Consider the following 22,841-nt stretch of genomic DNA (forward strand, 5'->3'; position numbering starts at 1 on the left):
AGAGTTTAATTATAAAGTAACGGACAAACCAAGAATGTAGATCCTTGACGGCGGGTAATTGAAGTTATCCACCCCGTATTGAATATTACTATTGAAATCGCCGTTGACTTCAGGATCATAGCCTTTGTAGTTCGTGAACGTAAGCAGGTTTTGCGCACTGACGTAAACGCGGGCTCTTTTTATGGCTTTCGTAAAACCGGGCAGCTGGTAACCCAAAGTGACGGTTTTTAACCGTACAAATGAGCCGTCTTCTACTGCAAAATCAGAAACAGCCGGTAAAACCCATTGGCGTATAGCGCCGGCTGAGTTGCTGGGATTCGTGGCTGTCCAGTGATTTGCATAATATGATTTCAGGTGGTTATATTGTGCATCGATCAGGGTAGTGAAATTGTTGTAGATCTTGTTACCCTGTACCCCCTGCAGGAAAAAGGAAAAGTCAAATCCTTTGTAAGAGAAATTGTTGGTTAGGCCGAAGATAAATTTGGGGAGGCCATTGCCCAGCACTTTGCGGTCGCTGGACTCATTGTATATGCCATCGCCGTTTATATCCTTCCAGCGGTACGCACCAGGCAAACTGCCGGCCTGCGCTAACGGACCTGCAGCCTCAATCTCTTCTTTTGTTTGCCATATGCCGTCAAATACGTTACCATAGAACGAACCCAGGGGCTTTCCAACCTCTATAATGGTTAACCCGGAAAAATAATGATCCACGCCATTAGCAAGTGATATTACTTTGTTTTGGTTATAGGATACATTGCCGGCGGTGGTCCATTTAAATCCGTTTGCACCCTGGTCAATATTTACCGTGCTAACCGCCAATTCAAAACCTTTATTCTGTACACTCCCAATATTTCGCAGTACACTGGTGGCGCCTGTAGTGGCCGGCAGATCCACATAGAGCAGCAGACCGCTGGTTTTTTTCAGATAATAATCGCCAACAACGGTGATCCTGTTATTCATAAAACCGGCATCAAAACCAATATCCAGCTGGGCGGTTTTCTCCCATTTCAGATCCGGGCTTTCAATACGCGAAACCTGGTTGGTAAGCACCTCGACGTCGTTAAAGACCGTTTTCCCGATGGTGTATTGCGAGAGGGAGTTATAAAGGCCGATGCCATCATTACCGGTAATACCATAACTAACCCGCAACTTCAGATCGCTTATGATACGGCTGTGTTTTAGGAAATTTTCATCGGATACACGCCAGGCAAATGCACCGGAAGGGAAAAATCCATATTTATTATTGGCGCCGAAACGCGATGAGCCGTCTGCACGGGCGCTGACTGTGAACAGATAGCGATCCTTGAAGCGGTAATTTATCCTGGCCAGGTAAGAGTTTAAGCCCCATTTCTCTAAGCTGCTGCTGGTGATATCCAGTGTACTGGCTGCCGACAGGTTGTTAGCTCCCAGGGTGTAGTTGGGAAAATTCTCCGCTTCCTGGTAGGTCCGCTGCATTCTATTGCTTTGAAAAGTTACACCGGCCAGTACGTCAAAGGCGTTATCCTGGTTTATTTTTTTCGTATAGGTGAGCGTGTTTTCATTTAGAGTATTGATATTTTCCGAAGTGCCGTTGCTTCCATAGCCATTCCGGCCGTTCCCTGCAAGTGTTTGCGGTGTAAAGAATACATTCCTGAATGAATTTTGAACATCTGCTCCAAAACTAATGTGTGCCCTCAGGCCTTCCATGATGCTGAAATCTCCAAATACATTACCCAGTAACCTGTCCGTTGTAAGCAGGTTGGTTGAAGTATGCAGCATGGCAACGGGATTAGGAGTATTCGCAAAGCCAGTGCCCGGGCCCAGGTTAAGTAATTGGTAGCTGCCATCGGCTGCATAAACCGGACTGGCTGGCGAAATGGTCAACGCCTCATATATGGGGCCGGCAACAAGACCTTCAGAAACGCCGTTATTGATGGTGCGCGATGCGGTAAGGTTGGTCCCTATTTTAATACGTTCACTCAAAGTAGCATCCAAATTGATCCTGGAGGCATAACGTTTAAAGTTGTTATCAATAACGATCCCATCCTGGTTGAGATAATTTCCACTTACCAGGTAGCGTACTTTGTCGGAACCTCCGGTAACAGACAGCTGGTAACTCTGCATCGGCGCCCTCCTGAAGATCTCTTTTTGCCAGTCGGTACCTTCACCGTAGGAGGCAACGGGTTTAGGATAAGGCCCGTCAGGGTTCCCAAACCTTAAAGCGTAACCAAGATTGGCAAGCTGCTCATTTTTTAAATTCAGATGATCCATAGCATTCCCCAGCTTCAATTGTTTTACAACTTCCTGCGCACCTGCGTAGCTTTCAAACTCAATATTCGGCTGACCTGATCTTCCACGCCTGGTAGTTACCAGAACAACACCGTTAGCTCCTCTTGAACCATATATTGCCGTAGCAGAAGCATCTTTCAAAACTTCTAATGATTCAATAACATTTGGATTAATGGTAGACAGTGGATTGGCGTAGCTGGCGCCGCTTCCGCTTGCCCCATTTGCCGCAGTTGGTACGGAAACCGGGAACCCGTCAACAACGTATAAAGGATCATTGCTGGCGGAAATAGAGTTGCCGCCGCGCACGCGGATGGTTACGCCTCCACCCGGTGAATTAGATGCCTGTGTAATTTGTACGCCCGAGACCTTACCTTGCAATGCCTGGTTAAAAGAGTTAATAGGCTGCGACTTTATTTCATTGGATCCTATAGAGGAAACTGAGCCGGTCAGATCTTTTTTACGGACGGTACCGTAACCGATCACCACTATCTGGTTCAATCCTTTTGATTCCACCTTTAGCTGAACATTAATTGTAGTGCGCCCCTCGATTGGAATTTCCTGTGTTAAATAACCAACACTGGTAAAAACAAGCGTCCCTTTGTTATCCGGAACGCTGAGGGAATAGTTGCCTTTGGCGTCTGATATCGTACCTGTATTGGAATCTTTCAGTTTGATGCTTGCCCCCGGCAGGCTACCCTGTTCATCTGTCACCTTTCCGCTTATCCTGATAGCGCTGGTAGCTTGATCGGCTACCGGGGCGGACGATTTCACCGGTGTGATTAATATAGTTTTTTGATTGATCACATAATTAAATGGCTGGTTATGAAAACATATTTTTAATGCATCTTCCAGCGAGCCGTCTTTTATTTTAATGGTAACAGGTTTTGCGGCGCCCAAAATATCAGGGTCGCAAAGAATACTATAACCCGTCTGCTGGCGGATATCATTTAACGTCTCCCATAGCGGGGCATTTGTTTTATTTAAATTAATTTTCTGAGCTTTTGAAGATGCGCTTACCTGCATAAAGGCGATAAGGCAGATGAAAAAGGAAAGTTTCATAACGCTCCACAGTTTAGACTGGACACGGAATGGACATCCGCGTCCAAATGCAGGATAAATTCTATACATTTGAATGTCAGGTTAATTAAATAATTGGTTGATAATAGCGACTATAATGATTACCTGCACACAGCTCCCGGGGCTGTGTTACGCCAGGGGCGGTTGCAACGCCCCTGGTTTTTTCTGCGGTAATTTCTTTTTAGTAAGATTAATTCATTAAGATGACCCGCCTTCCTTCTATCTTGTAGTGGATCCCGGATGTAATTGTTATATTGTCAAGTAGTTCTCTGATGTTTTTGTATTTAGATACTATGCCCCTTAGTTTCTTTTGACTAACATCGGTTTGGTATTCCACATCCACATCGTACCACCTTGCAGCTATTCTTAGCACGTCTTCCATACGCTCATCGTTAAACACAAACAGTCCGTTCTTCCAGCCCATTACTTCGTCGAGGTCTGCATTCCTGACGGACAAAGGTGCTTTCAGATCATTAACAGCCATTTGCCCGGGTTTTATAATGGCATGGCTGTTTTTGCAGCTTACCTTTACCGAACCTTCCAGCAAAGTGGTCCTGATTTCCGGATCATCATTATAAGCCTTAATATCAAAATGTGTCCCTAACACTTCCACGGTTTGCTTACCATCTACATTCACAAAAAATGGTTTACCGGAATTCTTAGCCACTTCAAAATAGGCCTCCCCGGTTAATGTGACCTGCCGTTCTTTTCCGGTAAATGCAACAGGATATGTTAATGACGAGGCTGCGTTTAACCAAACACGGGTGCCGTCCGGAAGCGTTAGTTCATATTGCCCGCCTTTGGGAACAGACAGCGTGTTTAACGCAGCTGTTGCACCTGGTTGAGCTGTGGCAGCACCAGCGCCCTGATAATCTATTTTACCATCTGCCCGTTTGCTCACGACGGCACCTGCCTGATAAGCGATATTTCCGCTTTGAGCCGCCTGAAGATCTATTTTAGTACCATTAGACAGGGTCAATATTGCTTTATTGGCGCCAGGCAGGATCTCTGTTCTTTTTGCCTGATATGACAACCGCTCTGCAGGTGATTTAACTTTATATATCCAAAAACTAACGGAAAGCGCTATAACTATAGCTGCTGCAGCGGCAATCCTTATCATATAGCTCATGAGGGTACTTCTGCCGGTGCTTTCGGGCTGCCCGATCTTGGCCCAGACCTTCTTTAACGCAGTTTCCTCATCAAATTCATGCAAATGCTCAATCTCCTGCTTCCGGATGCTTTCGCTCAAAAGCTTGTCAAGGATCTCCCTGTTGTCAGCACTTTTATTCAACCATGCTTCCAGTTCAGCTTCCTCAGGCGCCGTCAGGGTACCATAAAGCTTGCGTGCTAACAGGCTGCTTATATGAAATGGATCATATAACTTTTTATCGGACATGGCTATTAATTGGTGTTAATATAGAAACAACCTGCTATAAGGTTTCCTCTAAAAGATTTGAAAAAAAATTTTGGGCATATCCCCGAAGCGGCAGAAAGGTCACGTATAGACCCGATAGGTGAGAGGGTATGGGAATGAAAGCGCTTTACTTGAAATATATAGATAATATTACAGATGTTAAAATAGCAAATCCTCTATCTGAAAGGCGCTTCCTTAAAATGGAAAGCCCGCGCATTTTTTGATTGTAAACCGTGCTGATGGTTATATCCAGTTTATCTGCTATCTCTTTAGGCTGCAGCCCATCTTCAAAGATCATTTTAATGATTTTCCCACATTGCTCCGGTAAGGCATTGACCTCAGCTGAAATTTCGCGAAGGGCTTCAATGTAAATTATTTCGTTGAGGAACGGCTCCTCAAACCCATCTGTAAAAAAAGCAAATTCCAGCTCATGCTTCATTTTACGGCTCTGTTTTTTTAAGGCGTTCATGGAAGCATTGCGGGTACTTATATAGAGAAAGGCTTTAATTGAATTCAGGCTGTGAAAGTCATTACGTTTACTCCATAGTTTACAAAAAATGTCCTGAACAATTTCCTCAGCTGTAAATTTATCCGAGGTTAACCGCGTGGCAAATAAGCACAACGCACCGTAAAATTTATTGAAAATATAATCAAAAGCGTAAGTGTCACCTTTTAGCAACCTTTCTAACAGTTCATCTTCGTCTAAATTTTTTATTTGGTTTGTGGCCATCGTGGAATGAGAAAGCGTTTCGAATATAAACATAAATATTAAAAACGAAAAATTGCCGGTTTTTTTCCACTGATAAATAGTGCGCTATCTATATCATAATCTTTTCAGATATAATCTGCAGGCCGCGTTGGCGTGTATCGGCCATTTGCGCCGCTGTAAATATTGCGGCCTGTTGCATTTTGAGGTTTTTTTCATATTTTAGTATTGTAAAACACGTATATGCGGCATTTATAGGCCGCAATATTTTTGGAGATATTATTAAATGTCATTCTGACAAATAAAGGAGGAGTTTGTGTTGGCTTGCCGGTCAACTCAATAACAAATGAATACACATTTCATAAGACCGTCTGCCGCGAAATTTGTGTTAAGCACTTGCACTATCAAGATATTTTTATAACTAATATTTGTTTACTATCTCATTAGTATATGATAAAAAAACGAATAGTATTTTTTTACATGCTCTGCAATATATGCTGCCTTGGCGCCGCGGCGCAATCCAGGCTTTATGCCAACGAATTTCCGTTGAGTGACGTTGAGCTATTGGCAGGGCCTTTTAAACAGGCAGAAGACCTGAACATTAAAACGCTCATGCAGTATAATGTTGACCGTTTGCTCGCGCCTTACCGTAAAGAAGCAGGTTTAACGCCGAAAGACTCAAGTTATGCAAACTGGGATGGATTAGATGGCCATATCGGCGGCCATTATTTGACTGCAATGGCTATAAATGCTGCTGCAGGCAATGCAGGCTGCCGGCAGCGCCTGGATTATATGATTGCGGAATTAAAGACTTGCCAGGATGCCAATACAAAACAACACGCCGGCTGGGGCACAGGTTATGTGGGTGGCGTACCTGGTAGCGAGGCCGTTTGGCTGTCTGTTAAGAATGGCGATTTTAAAGCCTTTCATGCAGCATGGGTGCCATGGTACAATGTACATAAAATGTATGCCGGCTTAAGGGATGCCTGGGTATATGTTGGCAATGAGGATGCAAAAAATATCTTTCTTAAGTTTTGCGGCTGGGCTGTAAGCATAACCGCCGGGTTAACTGAGGATCAAATGCAAGCGATGCTTGATACAGAGCAGGGCGGGATGAATGAAATACTGGCGGACGCATATCAGCTTAGCGGTGATGTAAAATACCTGGCAGCGGCTAAAAGGTTTTCGCATAAAATGTTGCTCAATTCAATGGCTGAGGGCATCGATAACCTTGATAACAAACACGCGAATACGCAGGTACCTAAGGCAATTGGCTTTGCCAGGATCGGTGAGTTAGGCGGTGATTCCGTATACGAAGGAGCAGGCAGATTTTTCTGGCAAACTGTTACGGCAAACCGCACACTCGCTTTTGGAGGCAACAGCAGGCGCGAATTTTTCCCAAGCGCATCAGCATGTACTGATTTTATTAATGATGTAGAAGGTCCTGAATCATGTAACTCCAGCAATATGCTTAAGCTTACGGAAGATCTATTCCGGATGACGCCAGCAGCCAGGTACGCTGATTACTACGAACGGACAATGCTCAATCACATCCTGTCAACACAAGATCCCGAAACAGGTGGTTATGTGTACTTCACGCCCGTTCGTCCTCGCAGTTACCGGGTATATTCCGCTCCCAATGAAGCCATGTGGTGCTGTGTCGGAACAGGCATGGAGAATCACGGCAAGTATAACCAGTTTATTTACACGCACTCACACGATTCGCTATACGTAAACCTGTTTGTGGCGTCTGCCTTAAACTGGAAAGAAAAGGCTATACAACTACGGCAGGAAACAACCTTCCCGTATGAAGAGCAAACCAGGTTGGTTATTACAGGGGGCGCATCTTCATTTCGAATGATGATACGTTATCCATGGTGGGTAGCCGCTGGTGCATTGAAAATTACAGTGAATGGAAAACCCGTCCCCTTTGAAGGGCAGCCATCTTCATATGTGGCTATTAACCGCCGCTGGAAGAAAGGCGATGTAGTTGAAGTAAAGCTGCCAATGCATAATACGATTGAACATTTGCCAAATGTGCCTGCTTACATTGCCATTATGCACGGTCCTGTTTTGCTCGGCGCAAAAACAGGTACACAAGATATGAAAGGATTGATTGCTGATGACAGCCGTTGGGGGCATATAGCCAGCGGCAAAAAGCTGCCCGTAGATAAAGCCCCCATTATTATTGAAGATAATCTGCCGGCGATCGCGGCCAGCCTTGTTCCGGTTAAAGATGCGCCGTTGCATTTTACCATGCCGGGAGTAAAAATGATTAATGCAGCCAAAACGGAACTCCAGCCCTTTTACCAGATACATGATGCACGTTATATGATATACTGGATGGCCTTATCCAACAAACAATACCATGCTTACCTGGATTCACTTACAGCAGTTGAAAAAGAAAGGCTGGAACTTGAAAATCGTACGGTAAGTTTTGTTGCCGCGGGCGAGCAGCAGCCCGAAGCTGATCATGCGATGCAAGCTGAGAGATCAAGAAAAGGAACTGCGCAGGACCAGTTTTACCGGGAAGCGTTTGATGGCGGTTATTTCAGCTATAGCCTTGCAACCAGCCACGACACCAGCCTTAATTTAATGGTTCGCTATTGGGGTGCTGAATGGGGTAACAAGAACTTTGAGATTTATATTGATGATCAAAAGCTGATTGCAGAGAATAATACAAACAGGTGGAATCAATCAAAGTTTTTTGATATTGAATACCGTATTCCCGCTGCCATGTTGAAAGACAAAAACCAAGTACGCGTAAAATTTAAAGCTTTGAACGGCGCATCAACATCGCCAGTGTATTATATACGTTTGATACATGGCAACTAAGCATTGTTTTTTGCCCAAAATAAGCTTGTCCGCAAAACATTGGTACAACCATAAAACAAGAAAAGCCGGAGATCAATCTCCGGCTTTTCGCCATTTCGTGCCCAGAACTGGATTCGAACCAGCACATCCTTGCGAACGCTGCGACCTGAACACAGTGCGTCTACCAATTTCGCCATCTGGGCAATTAAAAATGTGTCAGGGGTGCAAAGATAAGAATAGAACTTGCTTTACCAAATTTTTTTGAGCGGTTAGTTTTGATAAATTAATCTGTAGATTTCACTTATGCTTGCTTGGCCTTATTATAGAAGCTGTCGGCCATCAATCCTACGATGATTATGTGTTTTGCATACTCCGCCCGCTTATTTTTAAGTATTTCATTGTTAACAAGTTAATGCGGTGAGTGAATGCTGTTGATACCATAGATATAGGAATTGCGTATATTAGTTGTTGATCGCTATTTTCTTTAGACACCAAGCTTGTTCTATGGCTGCTATTCCGGACACGCAATCCCACATTATGAGACCGTTTATTTTAACGCTATTCATAACACTCTCCCTTTTACCGTCCGCTTTAATCGCACAGCAAGACAGTATTGATGTTTTTATAACCAATCAAATGAAACAGCAGGGCATTGTTGGACTATCAATCGGAATTATAAAAAACGGAAAAGTAATTAAGGCTAAGGGTTGTGGATGGGCTAATATTGAATTGAATGTTCCTGCATCCGAAAAAACTATTTATAAGATAGGTTCTATTAGCAAACAATTTATCGCGGTTGGTATCATGAAATTGGTGCAGGAAGGCAAATTAAAAGTGTCTGACCCGGTAACAAAATTTATAAGAGGCGCGCCTGTAAAATGGAATGCTATTACTATTCGTCATTTACTTAACCATACTTCAGGACTGCCGGCAGACCCTCCGGGATTTGATGGAATGAAAGAACAGGCAGATTCTGTTTATATTGAAACCGCATTTGCTGATAGTTTGGCGTTCCCAACAGGTTCAAAATATGAGTACAGCAATTTTGGCTATTTTATATTAGCTGATATAATTAGAATTACATCCCGCTTGTCATTTCCTGAATATATGAAGAAATATGTTTTTGATGAAGGCGGTTTAAGTAGTACCAGAACAACATCATTGGAAGCAATCGTTCCTGACAGAGCAGCAGGTTACATAAAGAATGCTAACGATTCAATTTTAAATGCACCAAACTATATTGCTTTACGGCCTAGTGGGGCTTTCCTCTCAAACATAAATGATTTATTGAAATGGGAAATGGACATGCAGCATAACAAATTGCTTACACAAAAAGGTTGGGATCAGATGTGGGGCGATACAATCAAAACTCCTCTTACAATGGACAATGAAGTTATATATTATGGTTATGGCTGGATGACAAATAAAGTAAATGGGAAACAATTCATACATCACGGGGGGTCATTGCCCGGTTTTAAGTCTGTTTATTTTCGTTATGTTCAGGATAAAACGGCAATAATTATTTTAACTAATTCTGAAATACAGATGCGTATGGGATTGCATTTGGGGTATCAGATCTATTGCAGACAGAAGACAAAAAGTAAACAGCAGCCAACAAAAAAGTATTCCCCCAAGACGGATATTAATTGTTAGCAGTCAACCTATACCTACACCTAAAAATGAAAAATAAAGGACTAATCATAACAACAATTGCTTTCTTCCTGATTGTTAACACGGCGTATTTTTGGGAAGGTAAGCTCGGTCTTTTTGCGATACTGGCTTTCTTGATTTTAGTACTTGTTTACTTTGGACTTGCAATAGCTTTTGTACGAAAACTATACTTCGCCGTCAAAGAAAAGTCTGTTGACAGGATTGGTATAATAACGCTTGGCTTAATGACGACTGTTTTATGCTTAACATTCATTTTCCCTTTTGGCATAATCGATTTTGATAAACTTAGTGGTGAAGATTTATTAATTGCTCAAAGAGAAGGAGTTGCAAATTGTATGACTACTTTCAAGCTAAAAGACAATCATACATTCAGAGAGAAACGTGTTTGCTTTGGTGTGACAGAAATTAAGGGCAATTACAAAATTGTGCATGACACGATTTATTTTGAAAATGTTGAATTTGGCGGGCACGAAGATACCTTTTACAAATTTGCAGTCATACGGCCGTCAAAATTCAACGAGGACAACAAGCAATTTGACTTAGTAAGGTTTAAAGACTTCAAGGATACGACTGGTCATGTACTGTGGATTGTAAAAAATGATTTAAACAAACCAGCAGACAAAAGCCGAACCGCTGGTATCCGTTTTGTAAAATAGCGACTAAAAGATTTCAATTTGATCTAAAATAAGCTTACCCCCAAAGCATTCCTACAACCATAAAACAAGAAAAGCCGGAGATCAATCTCCGGCTTTTCGCCATTTGGTGCCCAGAACTGGATTCGAACCAGCACGTCCTTGCGAACGCTGCGACCTGAACACAGTGCGTCTACCAATTTCGCCATCTGGGCAACCGTGTTAAGGGATGGCAAAGGTAGGCACTTTTTTAAAACTTCCAAATTTTTTGAAACAAAAAATCTGCAAAAAACTGAAATGCCCACCCTGCTTAAATTTTATTCGCTTCTCCTACACCGCTACATTAAACGCCCTTAGCGTATCATTCAAACTTGTCTTCAGATCTGTTGATTCCTTACGCTGTCCAATGATCAGCGCACAAGGCACCTGGTATTCACCAGCAGGGAATTTCTTGGTATAACTACCGGGTATCACTACACTGCGTGCCGGTACACGGCCTTTAAGCTCCACAGGCTCGCTGCCGGTTACGTCAATGATCTTGGTAGATTGGGTTAGCACCACGTTAGCGCCTAATACTGCTTCTTTTTCAACACGCACGCCTTCCACAACAATACAACGGGAACCTATAAAGCAGCCGTCTTCAATGATCACAGGGCTGGCCTGTAAGGGTTCCAGTACGCCACCAATACCTACGCCGCCGCTCAGGTGCACATGTTTGCCTATCTGTGCGCAGGAGCCTACAGTAGCCCAGGTATCCACCATGGTGCCTTCATCTACATACGCGCCAATGTTCACGTAAGAAGGCATCAGGATAGCGCCTTTAGCTATAAAAGCGCCGTAACGGGCAATAGCATGTGGTACCACGCGTACGCCCAGATCTTTGAAATTACTTTTCAGCTTCATTTTATCATAGAACTCAAAAGGAGCCAGGTTAATGGTTTGCATTGGCTGAATGCAGAAGTACAGGAGTATAGCCTGTTTCACCCATTCATTTACCTGCCATCCGTCTGCCGTAGGTTCTGCTACACGTAACTTGCCTTTATCTACAGCCTCTATAACCGCCCTGATGGCGTCTTTATATTGCATTTCTTCCAGCAGGTTACGGTCGTTCCAGGCGGTCAGTATTTGTTCTTTTAGTTCCATTGTTGAAATTTTCCACAAATATAAACGCCATTTGGTTAACAGGGTAGGGCTTTGTTCCGGATGCGGTTGGTTCCAAAAAAACAGGCATGACGTTTATAACATGCAGCTTATTCCGTTTGCAGGAATTTAACGGGATTGGCCAGGGCGGTTTTAATGCCATGAAAACTAACAGTTATAATAGCCACCAGCATGGTAGCCACACCTGCCAGCACAAACATCCACCACGAAAGCTCAATATGGTAATCCATGCTGTCCAGCAGCTTTTGCATGCCCCAGCCTGCAAGCGGCACAGTGAATATAAAGGCAATCAGCACCGGTTTCAGGAAATCTTTGGAAAGGGAGAACCAAAGGCTGCCCATACCAGCGCCTAACACTTTGCGGATGCTTACCTCCTTGCTGCGCTGTTCCGCCAGGAAAGCTGATAATCCGAAAAGCCCCATGCAGGAAATGAAAATGGCCATGCCCCCGAATATATTTGCCATGTACCCGATTGAGCGGATATTGTTGAACCTTTTCTGGTATTCTTCCTTTGTAAAGTGAAACTCAAACGGGAAATCAGGATTGAGCTTTTTTACAACCCGCTCAATTTTTGAAAGGCATTCCTGCCAGTTGTCATTATTGGTGATGCGTACAAAAAAATGGTCCAGGCCACCGGTGTTCAGATAAATGATCATAGGTTTGGGAGAGCCGGTAGGATCATTGTATACAAAATCCCGTACTACGCCGATCACAGTATTTTTATTTAGTTGCATCCCTATAACAGGTGTTTTGAGATGCATGCTTTTTACAGCTGCCTCATTGACCAGGCAGGTGAAGCTGTCTGCTCCATATGCCGGGCTGAAATCACGGCCCGCTGCCATTTTTAGTCCAACCGTTTTAGTCCAGTCATATTGCACATTGGCAATAGTGAATGCAAAATCCTGGTCCGCCGTTTTACCCGGCCATTCAACTCCGTTCATGCCAGCGCCGAAGCGCACCAGGTTGTCGCTGCCGGCAGATACGCTCCTGACGCCCGGGATCTGCATCAGCTCATTCTTAACCAGGTCAAACTTATTCTTTATGCCGCCCCTGGCGGGGATTTCGATCAAATTCTCAGGATTGTAGCCTATGGGCCTGTGCTCCAGGAAATGCAGCTGCCGGAAAATAACAATAGTAGTAATGACCAGGAAAATGGAGATGATGAACTGGAAGGTTACCAGCCCTTTCCGTAATAGGTTGCCGCCTTTTTCTGCGGACAGCAATTTTTTCAGAACTTTTACCGGTTCAAAACGGCTTAGGTAAAATGCCGGGTAGCTGCCTGCCAGCAGCCCGGTAACCAGCCCCAATCCCAGTAATAGCCCCCATATACGCCAGTTCAGCAGATCAGGGGTAAAGTTCCTGTCAGCAATACGCATAAAACCCGGCAGCGCCAGTTGCGCCAGTATAATGCCCAGGGCCAGTGCCAGAAATGAAAGTAACAGGGCTTCGCTCAGAAATTGCAGCATGATCCGCTTGCGGGAAGCTCCCATCACCTTCCGCACGCCCACTTCGCGCGCACGCTGCTGTGATCTGGCGGTGGAAAGGATCATGAAATTGATGCAGGCTATCAGCAAAACAAATGCGCCAATACAGCCCAGCAGCATCACAATTTCAATAATGCCGCCGCTGGGAACGCCATTTTTGAACTGCCCATACAGGCGCACATCAGCGAAAGGATAGGCAAACAGGATGTTATTCTTTTCATCCTGCTTTTGCAGGAACAGGTTTTTCAGCTTCGTGTTCAGCACCGCCAAACGGGTACCAGGCTGTGTCTGTATCCAGGTCTGGATGCGGTTATCGTCCCATTTGCGCAGCCAGGGGCTTTCCTGCTCCAAAAGCCGGAAAGGAAGCACCACATCAAACCGGTTGCTGCTGTTCTGTGGTACATCCCGTATCACAGCAGCTACTTTTAACGTATGGATATTGTTAAACACCAGTATTTTGCCGATGGCATTTTCCCCGTTAAACAGTTTTTTAGACGTACGTTCCGTGATCACTACAGTACCCGGCTCGCTCAATACCGCCGCGGGATTACCCTGCACCGCAGGAAAGCTCATGATGTTAAAAAAATCCGGTTCGGCGTAAATGCTGTTTTCATAGGTGGTTTTGTCACCATTTTTTACCAGCTGATCGCCTGCATAAAGCATACGGGCGGCATATTTTACTTCCGGCATTTCAGTGCGCAAGCTCGCTGCCAGTGGACCTGGCGTTACGTTGCCTGTTTTGATCTCTTCACCCAGGTACTGGGTCCGCATCAGCAGGTAAGTATCTTTCAGGTGGGCATGGAATTTATCATAGCTGCATTCATCCACTACCACCTGCAGGATGATAATGCCTGTGGCAAGTCCAACAGACAGCCCGCAGATATTAATGAAGGAGGAAACCTTGTTCTTGAAAAGGTTTCGCCAGGCCATTTTTAAGTAGCTTTTGATCATAGTTATACCGCTTATATAATAGAGGGCTCCAAGGAGGTGCCAGCTTCCGGGCGCATTGATAACCAACGCGCTGGAATTCATAAATACCGGTTAATTGCCCGGTTTCGTACAGCCGTTGTTCATAATTGAACGCTCTTCCCCACCCACCCCTAACAAAATTTTCCTTATTTTGGCCCCTGGTCCTTTTTAAAAAAGGTACCCATCAAACCAAAACCACTAAAGTTGAACATCGCCTTCGATGCCAAACGGGCTTTTCAGAATAACACAGGACTGGGCAACTACAGCCGGTCCCTGATCAGTGCCCTGGCCACGTATTTCCCGGAACATCATTACTACCTTTTTGCGCCAAAGCAAACAGGAATGTTCAACACCACGCTGCCGGCAGTGCTCCCGCAAAAGCCCCTGCACCGCTGGTTCCGTGCTGCCTGGCGCAGCAGGTATGTGGTAAGTGATCTGTTGGCGCACAATATAGATCTTTACCATGGTCTAAGCCATGAAATACCTTTTGGCATTCACCGCAGCGGCATAAAAAGTGTGGTTACTATGCACGATCTGATCTTTGAACGTTATCCCGGCCAGTATAATCCTATTGATGTACAAACCTATCGCCGTAAGGCAAAATATGCCTGTGAGCAGGCCAATAGGGTAGTGGCCATCAGTGAGCAAACCAAAGCAGACCTCATTACTTACTATCATACACCGCCGGGGAAAATAGCCGTGGTATATCAAAGCTGTGATCCCATGTTTGCCGTAGCGCACACAGGGGAGGAGCTGCAGGAAATGCGGCAACAGTACGGCCTGCCGCCGGTTTATTTATTGTATGTAGGATCCGTGATAGAGCGTAAGAACCTGTTAGGCATAGTACAGGCATTACAACAGCAGCAATTAAAAATACCTTTAGTGGTATTAGGCGATGGCGGTTCCTATAAAAAGAAAGTAAAAAGCTTTATAGCCGCAAACGGCCTGCAGCAGCAGGTTATATGGTTGAATGAACAGCGCCGCCCCGCGTACACGGATCTGCCCCTGTTATACCAGGGCGCACAGGCCCTGGTGTATCCCTCCATCTTTGAAGGGTTTGGTATTCCTATCCTGGAAGCGTTGTGGAGCCGTACACCGGTCATAACATCGCAGGGCTCCTGTTTTGCAGAAACCGCCGGGGATGCAGCTTTGTATGTAGATCCGCTGCAGCCGCAAACTATTGCCCATGCTATTACGCAGGTGCTGGAAGATACCGTGCTGGCGCAGGCCATGCGTGAAAAAGGCCGGATCCACGCACAACGTTTTACTGCAGATAAATGCGCCGCCGCCATGATGGACGTTTATAAAAGTTTAATTAATAATTAAAAATTAAGAATTAATAATCATGAAAATTAATAGTTCACTTGAAAAGCAGGCACCACATCTATTAATTATTCATTCTTAATTATTAATTCAAAGATAGAAACATGCCTTACGAAAACGACATAACACCCTCCCTGCGCGTACTCCGCGAAGGCGGCCTTATTCTATACCCAACAGATACCGTATGGGGCATTGGCTGCGATGCCACCAATGAAACCGCCGTGCAGGATATATTCACCCTCAAACAACGGGATGAAGCTAAAAGCATGGTCGTACTGCTGGCAGATGTACGCGACCTCATGTTATACATTGCCCACCCGCATCCGGACCTTGCCAACATCCTGGAAAGTTTTGACCGCCCCACCACCGTTATCTACGATGGCGCACTGGGCCTGGCCCCGAATGTGGTGCATAAAGATGGCAGCGTGGCTATACGTATTGTACAGGATGAATTTTGTCATCATCTTATTAAACGCCTGCGCAAGCCCCTGGTATCTACCTCCGCCAATCTCAGCGGACAGCCCGCCCCGGCCACTTTTGCAGCAATTGACCCGCTTATAAAGGATGGCGTAAATTATGTGGTGCAATACCGGCAGGATGATATGGAAGTAAAACCGCCCTCCCGCATTATCCGCCTGCATAATAACGGCAGTATAGATGTGATCCGCGAATAAGCAGGCGCAATAATTACAAGTAACTCATTCTGAATAGGGTTACGTGTTATTGTTCATTATTAATTCTGAATTATTAATTAAAGGAATACTTTTGCGGTTTTTATATCTTTTTCTAGTATGATCAGCAGGAAGCCTATAGACATTCCCTGTACCTTGCAGGAACGTAAAGTGTTAGAGCAGATAGCCGTGGCTGCCCGGGAGCTGGGTGTGCCCTGTTACCTGATCGGCGGCTTTGTGCGTGATAAATTATTGAACCGCAATACCAAAGATATGGACGTGGTATGTGTGGGCGATGGCATTGCCCTGGCCCATAAGGTAGCGTCCATCATAGGGGAAAATGTGCCGGTGAATTTCTTCAAAACCTATGGCACCGCACAAATAAAATGGAATGAGCTGGAAATAGAGTTTGTAGGCGCCCGCAAAGAAAGTTACCGCGATCATTCCCGCAACCCGGAAGTAGAAGCCGGTACCCTGCAGGATGATCAGCTGCGCCGCGATTTCACCATTAACGCCATGGCCGTAAGCCTCAAAGAAGATGATTACGGCAGCCTGCTGGATCCCTTCAATGGCCTGGCAGACCTGGATCAGAAGCTGATCCGCACCCCGCTGGAACCTTCGCAAACCTTTAGCGATGATCCCCTGCGCATGATGCGGGCCATCCGCTTTGCCTCCCAGCTGCAATTCACTATTCATCCTGAAGCCTTTACAGCCATCCAGGAAAATGCACACCGGATCAGGATCGTATCACAGGAACGTATAACCGACGAGTTTAACAAGATCATGTTATCCACCAAACCCTCCGTAGGGCTGGACCTGTTATACCGCGGCGGTTTAATGAAGATCATTTTTCCGCAGATGATAGACCTGGTAGGCGTGGAAATGGTGGAAGGCAAAGGGCATAAAGATAATTTTTATCATACTTTGCAGGTGGTAGATAATATCTCCCGCCATACCAAAGACCTGTGGCTGCGCTGGGCCGCGCTCCTGCACGACATTGGCAAGCCCGCTACCAAACGCTTTGAGCCGGCCCATGGCTGGACCTTTCACGGGCACGATGCGGTAGGAGGTAAGATGGTGACCCGTATCTTTGCACGCCTGAAGCTGCCGCAGCATGAAAAAATGCGCCTGGTAAAAAAGCTGGTAGAGCTGCACTTACGGCCCATCAGCCTCACAAAGGAAAGTATTACGGATTCGGCTATACGGCGTTTGCTGTTTGATGCCGGGGACGATATTGATGCATTGATGATGTTGTGCGAAGCAGACATCACCTCAAAGAACCGCGCAAAAGTGAAGCGCTACCTGGAGAACTTTGAGCTGGTACGGCAACGGCTAAAGGAAGTGGAAGAAAGTGACCGTATCCGCAACTGGCAGCCACCGGTAACCGGCGAGGTAATTATGGAAACATTCGGGCTGCAGCCCTGTAAGCAGGTAGGCGACCTTAAAAACGCTATCCGCGAAGCCATCCTGGACGGGGAGATCCCCAACACCTACGAAGCGGCTTATGCATTTATGCTGGAAAAAGCCGGCGCTATGGATTTGCACCCGGTTAAATAAAAATGGTAAATTTACGTGGTTAAAGGATAGATCTTGAATCAAGCATCATTTTTGCGGCGGTAAATGCCAGCATTTGTTACTAAAACATTACTAAAACCTATAACATATATTTGTCATGCCGGTTTTGAAATTCAGAGTTTACTGGGAAGAAGATGAAAGCGTTTACAGGGATATAGCCATAAAGCCAAATCAAACCTTTCTACAATTTCATCAGAGCATTTTACAATCTTTTGAGTTTGACACTAAACATAAAGCCACCTTTTACCGTAGCAACGATAACTGGCAGCGCGGACGTGAGATCATACTGGAAGCGGATAATGCTCCCCGCAAGGCAGAGCCCCTGCTGATGTCGGATACCCCTATTGCAGCAGCTGTAAAGGCCCCTAACCAGAAGTTCATATACCTCTATGACTTTGCCAAGAACTGGACGTTCCTGGTTGAGCTGATCGGCATTTCCAAAGAGGAAAATGCCAAAATGATGTACCCCTTCTGCGTACGCAAAGAAGGCCTGGCCCCCAGCCAGTACGGCACCAAAGGCCTCATAGGCGATAAGCTGGTGGAAATGGAAGAAAAATACGATCTCAATAAAGAAGGCATGAGTGAAGATGGTTTCGGCGAAGAAGGTGAAGACGACGAAAACGCGGAGGATGATGAAGAAGAAGTAGCCGGAGACGAAGAAGCGTTTTAATTCCCATGCGCACCGTCATTATCCTTTGCGGTCCTACCGCTTCCGGCAAAACGGCACTGGCTATACGGATGGCGCAAACATTTGGAACGGCTGTCATTTCTGCGGATAGCCGTCAGTGTTACAGGGAGTTAAGCATTGGCACCGCCAAGCCCTCCCCGCAGGAGTTACAAACCGTTCCACATTATTTCATTGATTCCCATTCCATAAAAGAAGAAGTAAGCGCAGGCCTGTTTGAAAAACTGGCCCTGCAATACACCCGGCAGATCTTTGCAAAAAATGAGGTAGCTGTTATGTGCGGCGGCACAGGCCTGTACATAAAAGCCTTTTGCGAAGGTATAGATGATATGCCGCCCATACCCCCCGCCATCCGGCAGCAGATCACGGCTCAATATGAGCAGGAAGGGCTTCCCTGGCTGCAGCAGCAGGTACAGGAGCAGGATCCCGGTTTTTATGCCAGTGCAGAGATCCGGAACCCCATGCGTTTAATGCGCGCCCTGGAAGTGCTTACGGCTACAGGCCGCTCCATTACCACCTTCAGAACAGCGCCCCGCGTACAAAGGGATTTCCGCATTATTAAAATAGGCATCACCTTACCCAAAGAGCTCCTGCATCAGAACATTCATACCCGGGTAGATCATATGATAGCTGCCGGCCTGGTAGCAGAAGTGCAGCAGGTATTGCCCTACCGCTTTCACAACGCATTACAGACCGTGGGTTACCAGGAAATATTCGACCACCTGGATGGCGCCACTTCCCTGGATACCACCATAGACCTCATTAAAACGCATACCCGCCAATACGCCAGACGCCAGCTCACCTGGTTCCGCAAAGATGCAGAGATCACCTGGTTCGATGCCCGCGACCATCACGCAGTACTGCAACATCTCCAGCACATAGCTCAATCACCTTTATAAAAAAAGTCCTGCATGAAAGTGCAGGACTTTCTTATATAAAGTACTCAATTCGTAATTAAAACTTAAACCCTATAGTAGCCGTTACATTCGCAATATTATTCTTAATATCAGCCGGTTTCGGAGAAGGTACATTCTCCTGGTTAGGCAGTACGGTGTAAGGCTGATCCTGGCGGGTATTGCTGCCATAAACCAGCGCCAGATCCAGGTACAGGCCACGGTTACGGTAACCTACGCCACCGGTATAGTAGGTACGGGAGCCGTCTATACCGCTGATCTTATAAGGATTGCCATAATAGGCAAAACCTGCGCGGATAGCGAAAATATTCAGCTTCAGCTCACCACCAACCCGGAAGTTGGAAGCCGCCTGGTAAGTATTATCAATAGCCTGGTTCAGCGTTTGAGAATCTGCCTGGTCATTAGGGCCGCCATTCTTCATCTTCATTTTCATGGAGGAAAAGTTCGTATACTCATAGTCCGCCGTAATAAAACCGGAAGGTTTGGTCATATCCCCGCCTGCCGGGCGAAATACATAGCTTAAGCTGGCAATACCCTTCATAGGCGTGGTAATGTTATACTTGGACTCATCGGAATAACCATTATTGGTTTCCGTTGAGTTGGCCACCTGCACGCCAAAATCCTTGGTATCGGTTACCATGCTGGTAATATAATTGTCCGTAAAAGATGCCCAGGTAGGCGATACATAGGTAAGGCCTATCCGTAAAGGCGCTACCGGCCGGTAAATAAGCCCGATCTTGGTATTAAAGCCTACCCCGTCAGTGGTCAGGTCTTCCACTACATCATAGTAGTTCAGCGGGCTCTGTGTGCTGGAAGTGTTCGTTTCACGGAAAGTGCGGGTGCTTTCGTAATGGTACTGCGGAATGTTTAAGCTACCTCCAATATAGAACTGGTCGCTGTAATTACCGCCCACAGAAAGGTTTATCTCATTGGCGCTGCCCTTGGAAAGGAAAGTGTTTTCCTGGGTAATGCCGGTGGTTACCGGTACAATGCTTTCCCAGGCGCCATCCGGCTGCCCGTTGGTAGTATGGGGGCCTATCAGGCCGGTTTTATAGGCCAGGTCGGCGCCATGCGCATACTGCCCGTCGCTGCTTAGCAGGTTCGGGTCCGTAACGCCACGCAGCTGTATCAGGTAGTTATCTGAGAAAGACGATTCTTTGTTAACGCCCCGGTAATATACCTGGTCGTTATAGTTATTGGTACGGGTAATGCCCAGGCCAATGGAAAAGTTCTCCCATTTGCTGTTAGGGTTCTTCTTACTGCCGCCAAATATAAACGCCGCACTGTTCACATACAGGTTACCCCGGTTATCGCTTCCCTTGGTACCCAGGTAAGTGCCGGTGTTGGATGAGTTCTGGAAACCCAGTGAAAAACCAGCCTCGCTGGTCTTAAAGAAAGCCACACCTGCGGGGTTAATGAACATGGAGCTATAGTCGCCGCCCAGTGAGCCGGCCGCGCCGCCGGTAGCCAGTATGCGGGATGAGCCGGTTGGATTGGTGGTGCTGTAACGCAATGCATCGGTAATGGTTTGGGCGCTTACGGCATAACAGATCCCGGTCATTGCAAAGGTCAACGCAACTTTTTTAATCATTCTTTTAACGTTTTGAGATAGTATAGCTGAATTAAAAAATACCCTGGTGTTTGATGCCAGGGTATTTGTTTTCTCTATAGGAAAGAAGGTAATATTTAGTTTCTGGTACGGAAAGTACGGCCACCGCCTCCTCCGCCGCCACCACCAGATGGTGCTGAAGGTGCGCTAAAGGTACGGCTGGGTGCACTGAAGGTACGTTGCGGAGCAGGAGAGCTGCTTCTTTCAGGAGCAGAGAAGATCCTTCTGCCGCCACCGCCATTGTTGCCCGGGTTTACGGTCGGGGTTTCGCTGGGGGAGGAGCGGAAGATCCGGCGGGGCTGATAGCCGCTGCCGTTATTACCACTGGTTCTGCCACCGTTGTTAAAGCCGCCGTTATTGCTCGGGTTGGAGAATATCCTGCGCGGACGGTAATCGCCGCTGGTGCTGCCATTATTGCCTATTACACGGTTGCCGTTGTTATAGCTGCTGCCGCCAAAACCGTTACGGGTACGGTACCCGCGGCTGGGAGCTGCATAGCCGTAAGCGCCCGGGTAGTGGCCGTAGCCATAACCGCCGCCATAATAACCACCGTAGTACGGAGTGTACCAGGGGCTATACCATGGGTTGTAAGCCCAGGGGCTGTAGCCGTAACCAAAACCGCTACCCCAGCCAAAGCCTAAGCCAATGCTGAGAGAAGGGCCCCAGTAGCTGCCATAGTAGGGGGAGCCAAAGCCACCGCCCCAGTAGCTGTAAGGACTATAGCCATAACCATAACCCATACCACCACCGTAGTAATTGTTCATGTAAATATTGGGAGTGCCATCATTATAGTAGGAACCACTGTAAGATGGGTTGTTGAAACGGTTTAACCTGCGTGCATAATCTCCCTGGTCTTCGTCATCGTAGGTAACATAGGTACCGTCCTGGTCATCGGCTGCCGCTACATTCGTTTGTCCCTGGTTCTGCCTGTTGTTGCTGTTGGACGCATAGGTCTTTTCGGACTTGGGTGAGTAGTAAACATCATCCGGGGTACGGGCGGACTTATACGCGGTAGAACAGCTGCTCAATATAAGCAAAGCGGCTCCGGCTGCATATAGTGTGGATTTCATTTTGAAAGTGATTTAATCAACAAATTATATAGTAAATTTACTCTATTTTAACGGAAACAAAACAATATTAAAGTATAAACGGTAATCGGGTGTTAAATGTTACAATCCTGTGTCCCGCTTACATACATCCATTTATTTTAGCGAACTGTTTGCGGCTTTCTGATTTTCATGTAGGTTTGTAAGATTTTTCCTTTTAATATTATAGCAAAAATTAAGCCAAAGGCCTGTGGTTGCAATAGCCGGTGATCAGCGGCCCATCAGCGTATCTAACGTTTTATGAGTAAAGAAATTACGTCCCGTTCAGCAGATTATTCCCAATGGTATAATGACCTGGTTTTAAAAGGCGGTTTAGCAGATTATTCACCCGTAAGAGGCTGTATGGTGATAAAACCATATGGTTTTGCCTTATGGGAAGGCATGCGTGATGTGCTGGACAAAAAATTCAAGGATACCGGCCACCAGAATGCTTATTTCCCCTTATTCATTCCCAAGAGCTTTTTAAGCCGCGAAGCAGACCACGTAGAAGGGTTTGCCAAGGAATGTGCCGTAGTAACACACTACCGTTTAAAGAATGATCCCAATGGCGGCGGCGTAATAGTAGATCCCGAAGCAAAGCTGGAAGAAGAGCTCATCATACGCCCCACCTCCGAAACTATCATCTGGAACACTTATAAAGACTGGATCCGCTCTTACCGCGATCTGCCGCTGCTCATAACGCAGTGGGCCAACGGAGTGCGCGGGGAAATGGGGACCCTCCTGTCCCTCCGAACCCCCGAATTCCTCTGGCAGCGAGGGCAG

At 46.1% G+C, this 22,841-nt stretch carries 15 protein-coding genes, 2 tRNA genes and 1 pseudogene; 9 read left to right on the forward strand and 9 right to left on the reverse strand.

Annotation, left to right across the window (positions count from 1 at the left end; all coding sequences use genetic code 11):
* Positions 1 to 9: 9 nt before the first annotated feature.
* The 3 genes from KVT36_RS18135 to KVT36_RS18145 all read right to left on the reverse strand — a co-directional run bounded on the left by KVT36_RS18135 (position 10) and on the right by KVT36_RS18145 (position 5,522).
* Complete coding sequence (locus KVT36_RS18135; RefSeq protein ID WP_217604875.1) at positions 10 to 3,327, reverse strand: TonB-dependent receptor; 3,318 nt, start codon at positions 3,325 to 3,327, stop codon at positions 10 to 12.
* Positions 3,328 to 3,535: 208 nt separating this feature from the next.
* Positions 3,536 to 4,741: a FecR family protein gene (locus KVT36_RS18140; protein WP_217604876.1), complete on the reverse strand. Its 1,206-nt coding sequence runs from the start codon at positions 4,739 to 4,741 to the stop codon at positions 3,536 to 3,538.
* A 145-nt stretch (positions 4,742 to 4,886) separates the two neighbouring features.
* A complete protein-coding gene (locus KVT36_RS18145) occupies positions 4,887 to 5,522 on the reverse strand; it encodes an RNA polymerase sigma factor (protein WP_217604877.1) in 636 nt (211 codons plus the stop codon).
* 393 nt (positions 5,523 to 5,915) lie between these two features.
* On the opposite strand from KVT36_RS18145, the gene KVT36_RS18150 reads away from it, so the two are divergent.
* Positions 5,916 to 8,300 carry a beta-L-arabinofuranosidase domain-containing protein gene (locus KVT36_RS18150; RefSeq protein ID WP_217604878.1) on the forward strand — a complete coding sequence of 795 codons (2,385 nt, stop codon included), beginning with the start codon at positions 5,916 to 5,918 and terminating at the stop codon, positions 8,298 to 8,300.
* A 98-nt stretch (positions 8,301 to 8,398) separates the two neighbouring features.
* Here KVT36_RS18150 and KVT36_RS18155 read toward each other — a convergent pair.
* Positions 8,399 to 8,482: transfer RNA gene (locus KVT36_RS18155), tRNA-Leu, on the reverse strand.
* A gap of 334 nt (positions 8,483 to 8,816) precedes the next feature.
* Between KVT36_RS18155 and KVT36_RS18160 the strand changes: the two genes are divergently transcribed.
* Both KVT36_RS18160 and KVT36_RS18165 read left to right on the forward strand, forming a co-directional pair.
* Positions 8,817 to 9,932, forward strand: a complete 1,116-nt coding sequence (locus KVT36_RS18160; RefSeq protein ID WP_217604879.1) for a serine hydrolase — start codon at positions 8,817 to 8,819, stop codon at positions 9,930 to 9,932.
* A 26-nt stretch (positions 9,933 to 9,958) separates the two neighbouring features.
* Positions 9,959 to 10,606 carry a hypothetical protein gene (locus KVT36_RS18165; RefSeq protein WP_217604880.1) on the forward strand — a complete coding sequence of 216 codons (648 nt, stop codon included), beginning with the start codon at positions 9,959 to 9,961 and terminating at the stop codon, positions 10,604 to 10,606.
* Positions 10,607 to 10,710: 104 nt separating this feature from the next.
* Here the strand turns inward: KVT36_RS18165 and KVT36_RS18170 are convergent.
* The 3 genes from KVT36_RS18170 to KVT36_RS18180 form a co-directional block, all read right to left on the reverse strand.
* A tRNA-Leu gene (locus KVT36_RS18170) sits at positions 10,711 to 10,797 on the reverse strand.
* Positions 10,798 to 10,912: 115 nt separating this feature from the next.
* Complete coding sequence (locus KVT36_RS18175) at positions 10,913 to 11,725, reverse strand: 2,3,4,5-tetrahydropyridine-2,6-dicarboxylate N-succinyltransferase (protein WP_217604881.1); 813 nt, start codon at positions 11,723 to 11,725, stop codon at positions 10,913 to 10,915.
* Between the two features lie 107 nt (positions 11,726 to 11,832).
* Complete coding sequence (locus tag KVT36_RS18180) at positions 11,833 to 14,178, reverse strand: ABC transporter permease (protein WP_217604882.1); 2,346 nt, start codon at positions 14,176 to 14,178, stop codon at positions 11,833 to 11,835.
* A 222-nt stretch (positions 14,179 to 14,400) separates the two neighbouring features.
* Between KVT36_RS18180 and KVT36_RS18185 the strand changes: the two genes are divergently transcribed.
* The 5 genes from KVT36_RS18185 (at position 14,401) to miaA (ending at position 19,349) form a co-directional block, all read left to right on the forward strand.
* Complete coding sequence (locus KVT36_RS18185; protein WP_217604883.1) at positions 14,401 to 15,522, forward strand: glycosyltransferase family 1 protein; 1,122 nt, start codon at positions 14,401 to 14,403, stop codon at positions 15,520 to 15,522.
* A gap of 101 nt (positions 15,523 to 15,623) precedes the next feature.
* The gene (locus KVT36_RS18190) at positions 15,624 to 16,193 is read left to right on the forward strand and encodes an L-threonylcarbamoyladenylate synthase (protein ID WP_217604884.1); all 570 of its coding nucleotides are present in this window, start codon (positions 15,624 to 15,626) and stop codon (positions 16,191 to 16,193) included.
* A gap of 117 nt (positions 16,194 to 16,310) precedes the next feature.
* The gene (locus KVT36_RS18195) at positions 16,311 to 17,747 is read left to right on the forward strand and encodes a CCA tRNA nucleotidyltransferase (RefSeq protein ID WP_254640074.1); all 1,437 of its coding nucleotides are present in this window, start codon (positions 16,311 to 16,313) and stop codon (positions 17,745 to 17,747) included.
* Positions 17,748 to 17,862: 115 nt separating this feature from the next.
* Positions 17,863 to 18,435 carry a plasmid pRiA4b ORF-3 family protein gene (locus KVT36_RS18200; RefSeq protein WP_217604885.1) on the forward strand — a complete coding sequence of 191 codons (573 nt, stop codon included), beginning with the start codon at positions 17,863 to 17,865 and terminating at the stop codon, positions 18,433 to 18,435.
* Positions 18,436 to 18,440: 5 nt separating this feature from the next.
* The gene (gene miaA / locus KVT36_RS18205) at positions 18,441 to 19,349 is read left to right on the forward strand and encodes a tRNA (adenosine(37)-N6)-dimethylallyltransferase MiaA (RefSeq protein ID WP_217604886.1); all 909 of its coding nucleotides are present in this window, start codon (positions 18,441 to 18,443) and stop codon (positions 19,347 to 19,349) included.
* Positions 19,350 to 19,404: 55 nt separating this feature from the next.
* Here miaA and KVT36_RS18210 read toward each other — a convergent pair whose 3' ends face one another.
* Both KVT36_RS18210 and KVT36_RS18215 read right to left on the reverse strand, forming a co-directional pair.
* Positions 19,405 to 20,955: an OmpP1/FadL family transporter gene (locus KVT36_RS18210; protein WP_217604887.1), complete on the reverse strand. Its 1,551-nt coding sequence runs from the start codon at positions 20,953 to 20,955 to the stop codon at positions 19,405 to 19,407.
* A gap of 95 nt (positions 20,956 to 21,050) precedes the next feature.
* Positions 21,051 to 22,043: a hypothetical protein gene (locus KVT36_RS18215; RefSeq protein ID WP_217604888.1), complete on the reverse strand. Its 993-nt coding sequence runs from the start codon at positions 22,041 to 22,043 to the stop codon at positions 21,051 to 21,053.
* 276 nt (positions 22,044 to 22,319) lie between these two features.
* On the opposite strand from KVT36_RS18215, the pseudogene KVT36_RS18220 reads away from it, so the two are divergent.
* Positions 22,320 to 22,841 (forward strand): annotated as a pseudogene (locus KVT36_RS18220) (proline--tRNA ligase); the annotation flags it as partial.

The organism is Chitinophaga sp. GbtcB8, assembly GCF_019091455.1.
Classification (GTDB): Bacteria; Bacteroidota; Bacteroidia; order Chitinophagales; family Chitinophagaceae; genus Chitinophaga.

Excerpts from the sequence above, each read along its gene's own strand:
- KVT36_RS18135 (WP_217604875.1), bottom strand. The coding sequence starts at position 3,327 with ATGAAACTTTCCTTTTTCATCTGCCTTATCGCCTTTATGCAGGTAAGC.
- KVT36_RS18140 (WP_217604876.1), bottom strand. The coding sequence starts at position 4,741 with ATGTCCGATAAAAAGTTATATGATCCATTTCATATAAGCAGCCTGTTA.
- KVT36_RS18145 (WP_217604877.1), bottom strand. The coding sequence starts at position 5,522 with ATGTTTATATTCGAAACGCTTTCTCATTCCACGATGGCCACAAACCAA.
- KVT36_RS18150 (WP_217604878.1), top strand. The coding sequence starts at position 5,916 with ATGATAAAAAAACGAATAGTATTTTTTTACATGCTCTGCAATATATGC.
- KVT36_RS18160 (WP_217604879.1), top strand. The coding sequence starts at position 8,817 with ATGAGACCGTTTATTTTAACGCTATTCATAACACTCTCCCTTTTACCG.
- KVT36_RS18165 (WP_217604880.1), top strand. The coding sequence starts at position 9,959 with ATGAAAAATAAAGGACTAATCATAACAACAATTGCTTTCTTCCTGATT.
- KVT36_RS18175 (WP_217604881.1), bottom strand. The coding sequence starts at position 11,725 with ATGGAACTAAAAGAACAAATACTGACCGCCTGGAACGACCGTAACCTG.
- KVT36_RS18180 (WP_217604882.1), bottom strand. The coding sequence starts at position 14,178 with ATGATCAAAAGCTACTTAAAAATGGCCTGGCGAAACCTTTTCAAGAAC.
- KVT36_RS18190 (WP_217604884.1), top strand. The coding sequence starts at position 15,624 with ATGCCTTACGAAAACGACATAACACCCTCCCTGCGCGTACTCCGCGAA.
- KVT36_RS18195 (WP_254640074.1), top strand. The coding sequence starts at position 16,311 with ATGATCAGCAGGAAGCCTATAGACATTCCCTGTACCTTGCAGGAACGT.
- KVT36_RS18200 (WP_217604885.1), top strand. The coding sequence starts at position 17,863 with ATGCCGGTTTTGAAATTCAGAGTTTACTGGGAAGAAGATGAAAGCGTT.
- miaA (WP_217604886.1), top strand. The coding sequence starts at position 18,441 with ATGCGCACCGTCATTATCCTTTGCGGTCCTACCGCTTCCGGCAAAACG.
- KVT36_RS18210 (WP_217604887.1), bottom strand. The coding sequence starts at position 20,955 with ATGATTAAAAAAGTTGCGTTGACCTTTGCAATGACCGGGATCTGTTAT.
- KVT36_RS18215 (WP_217604888.1), bottom strand. The coding sequence starts at position 22,043 with ATGAAATCCACACTATATGCAGCCGGAGCCGCTTTGCTTATATTGAGC.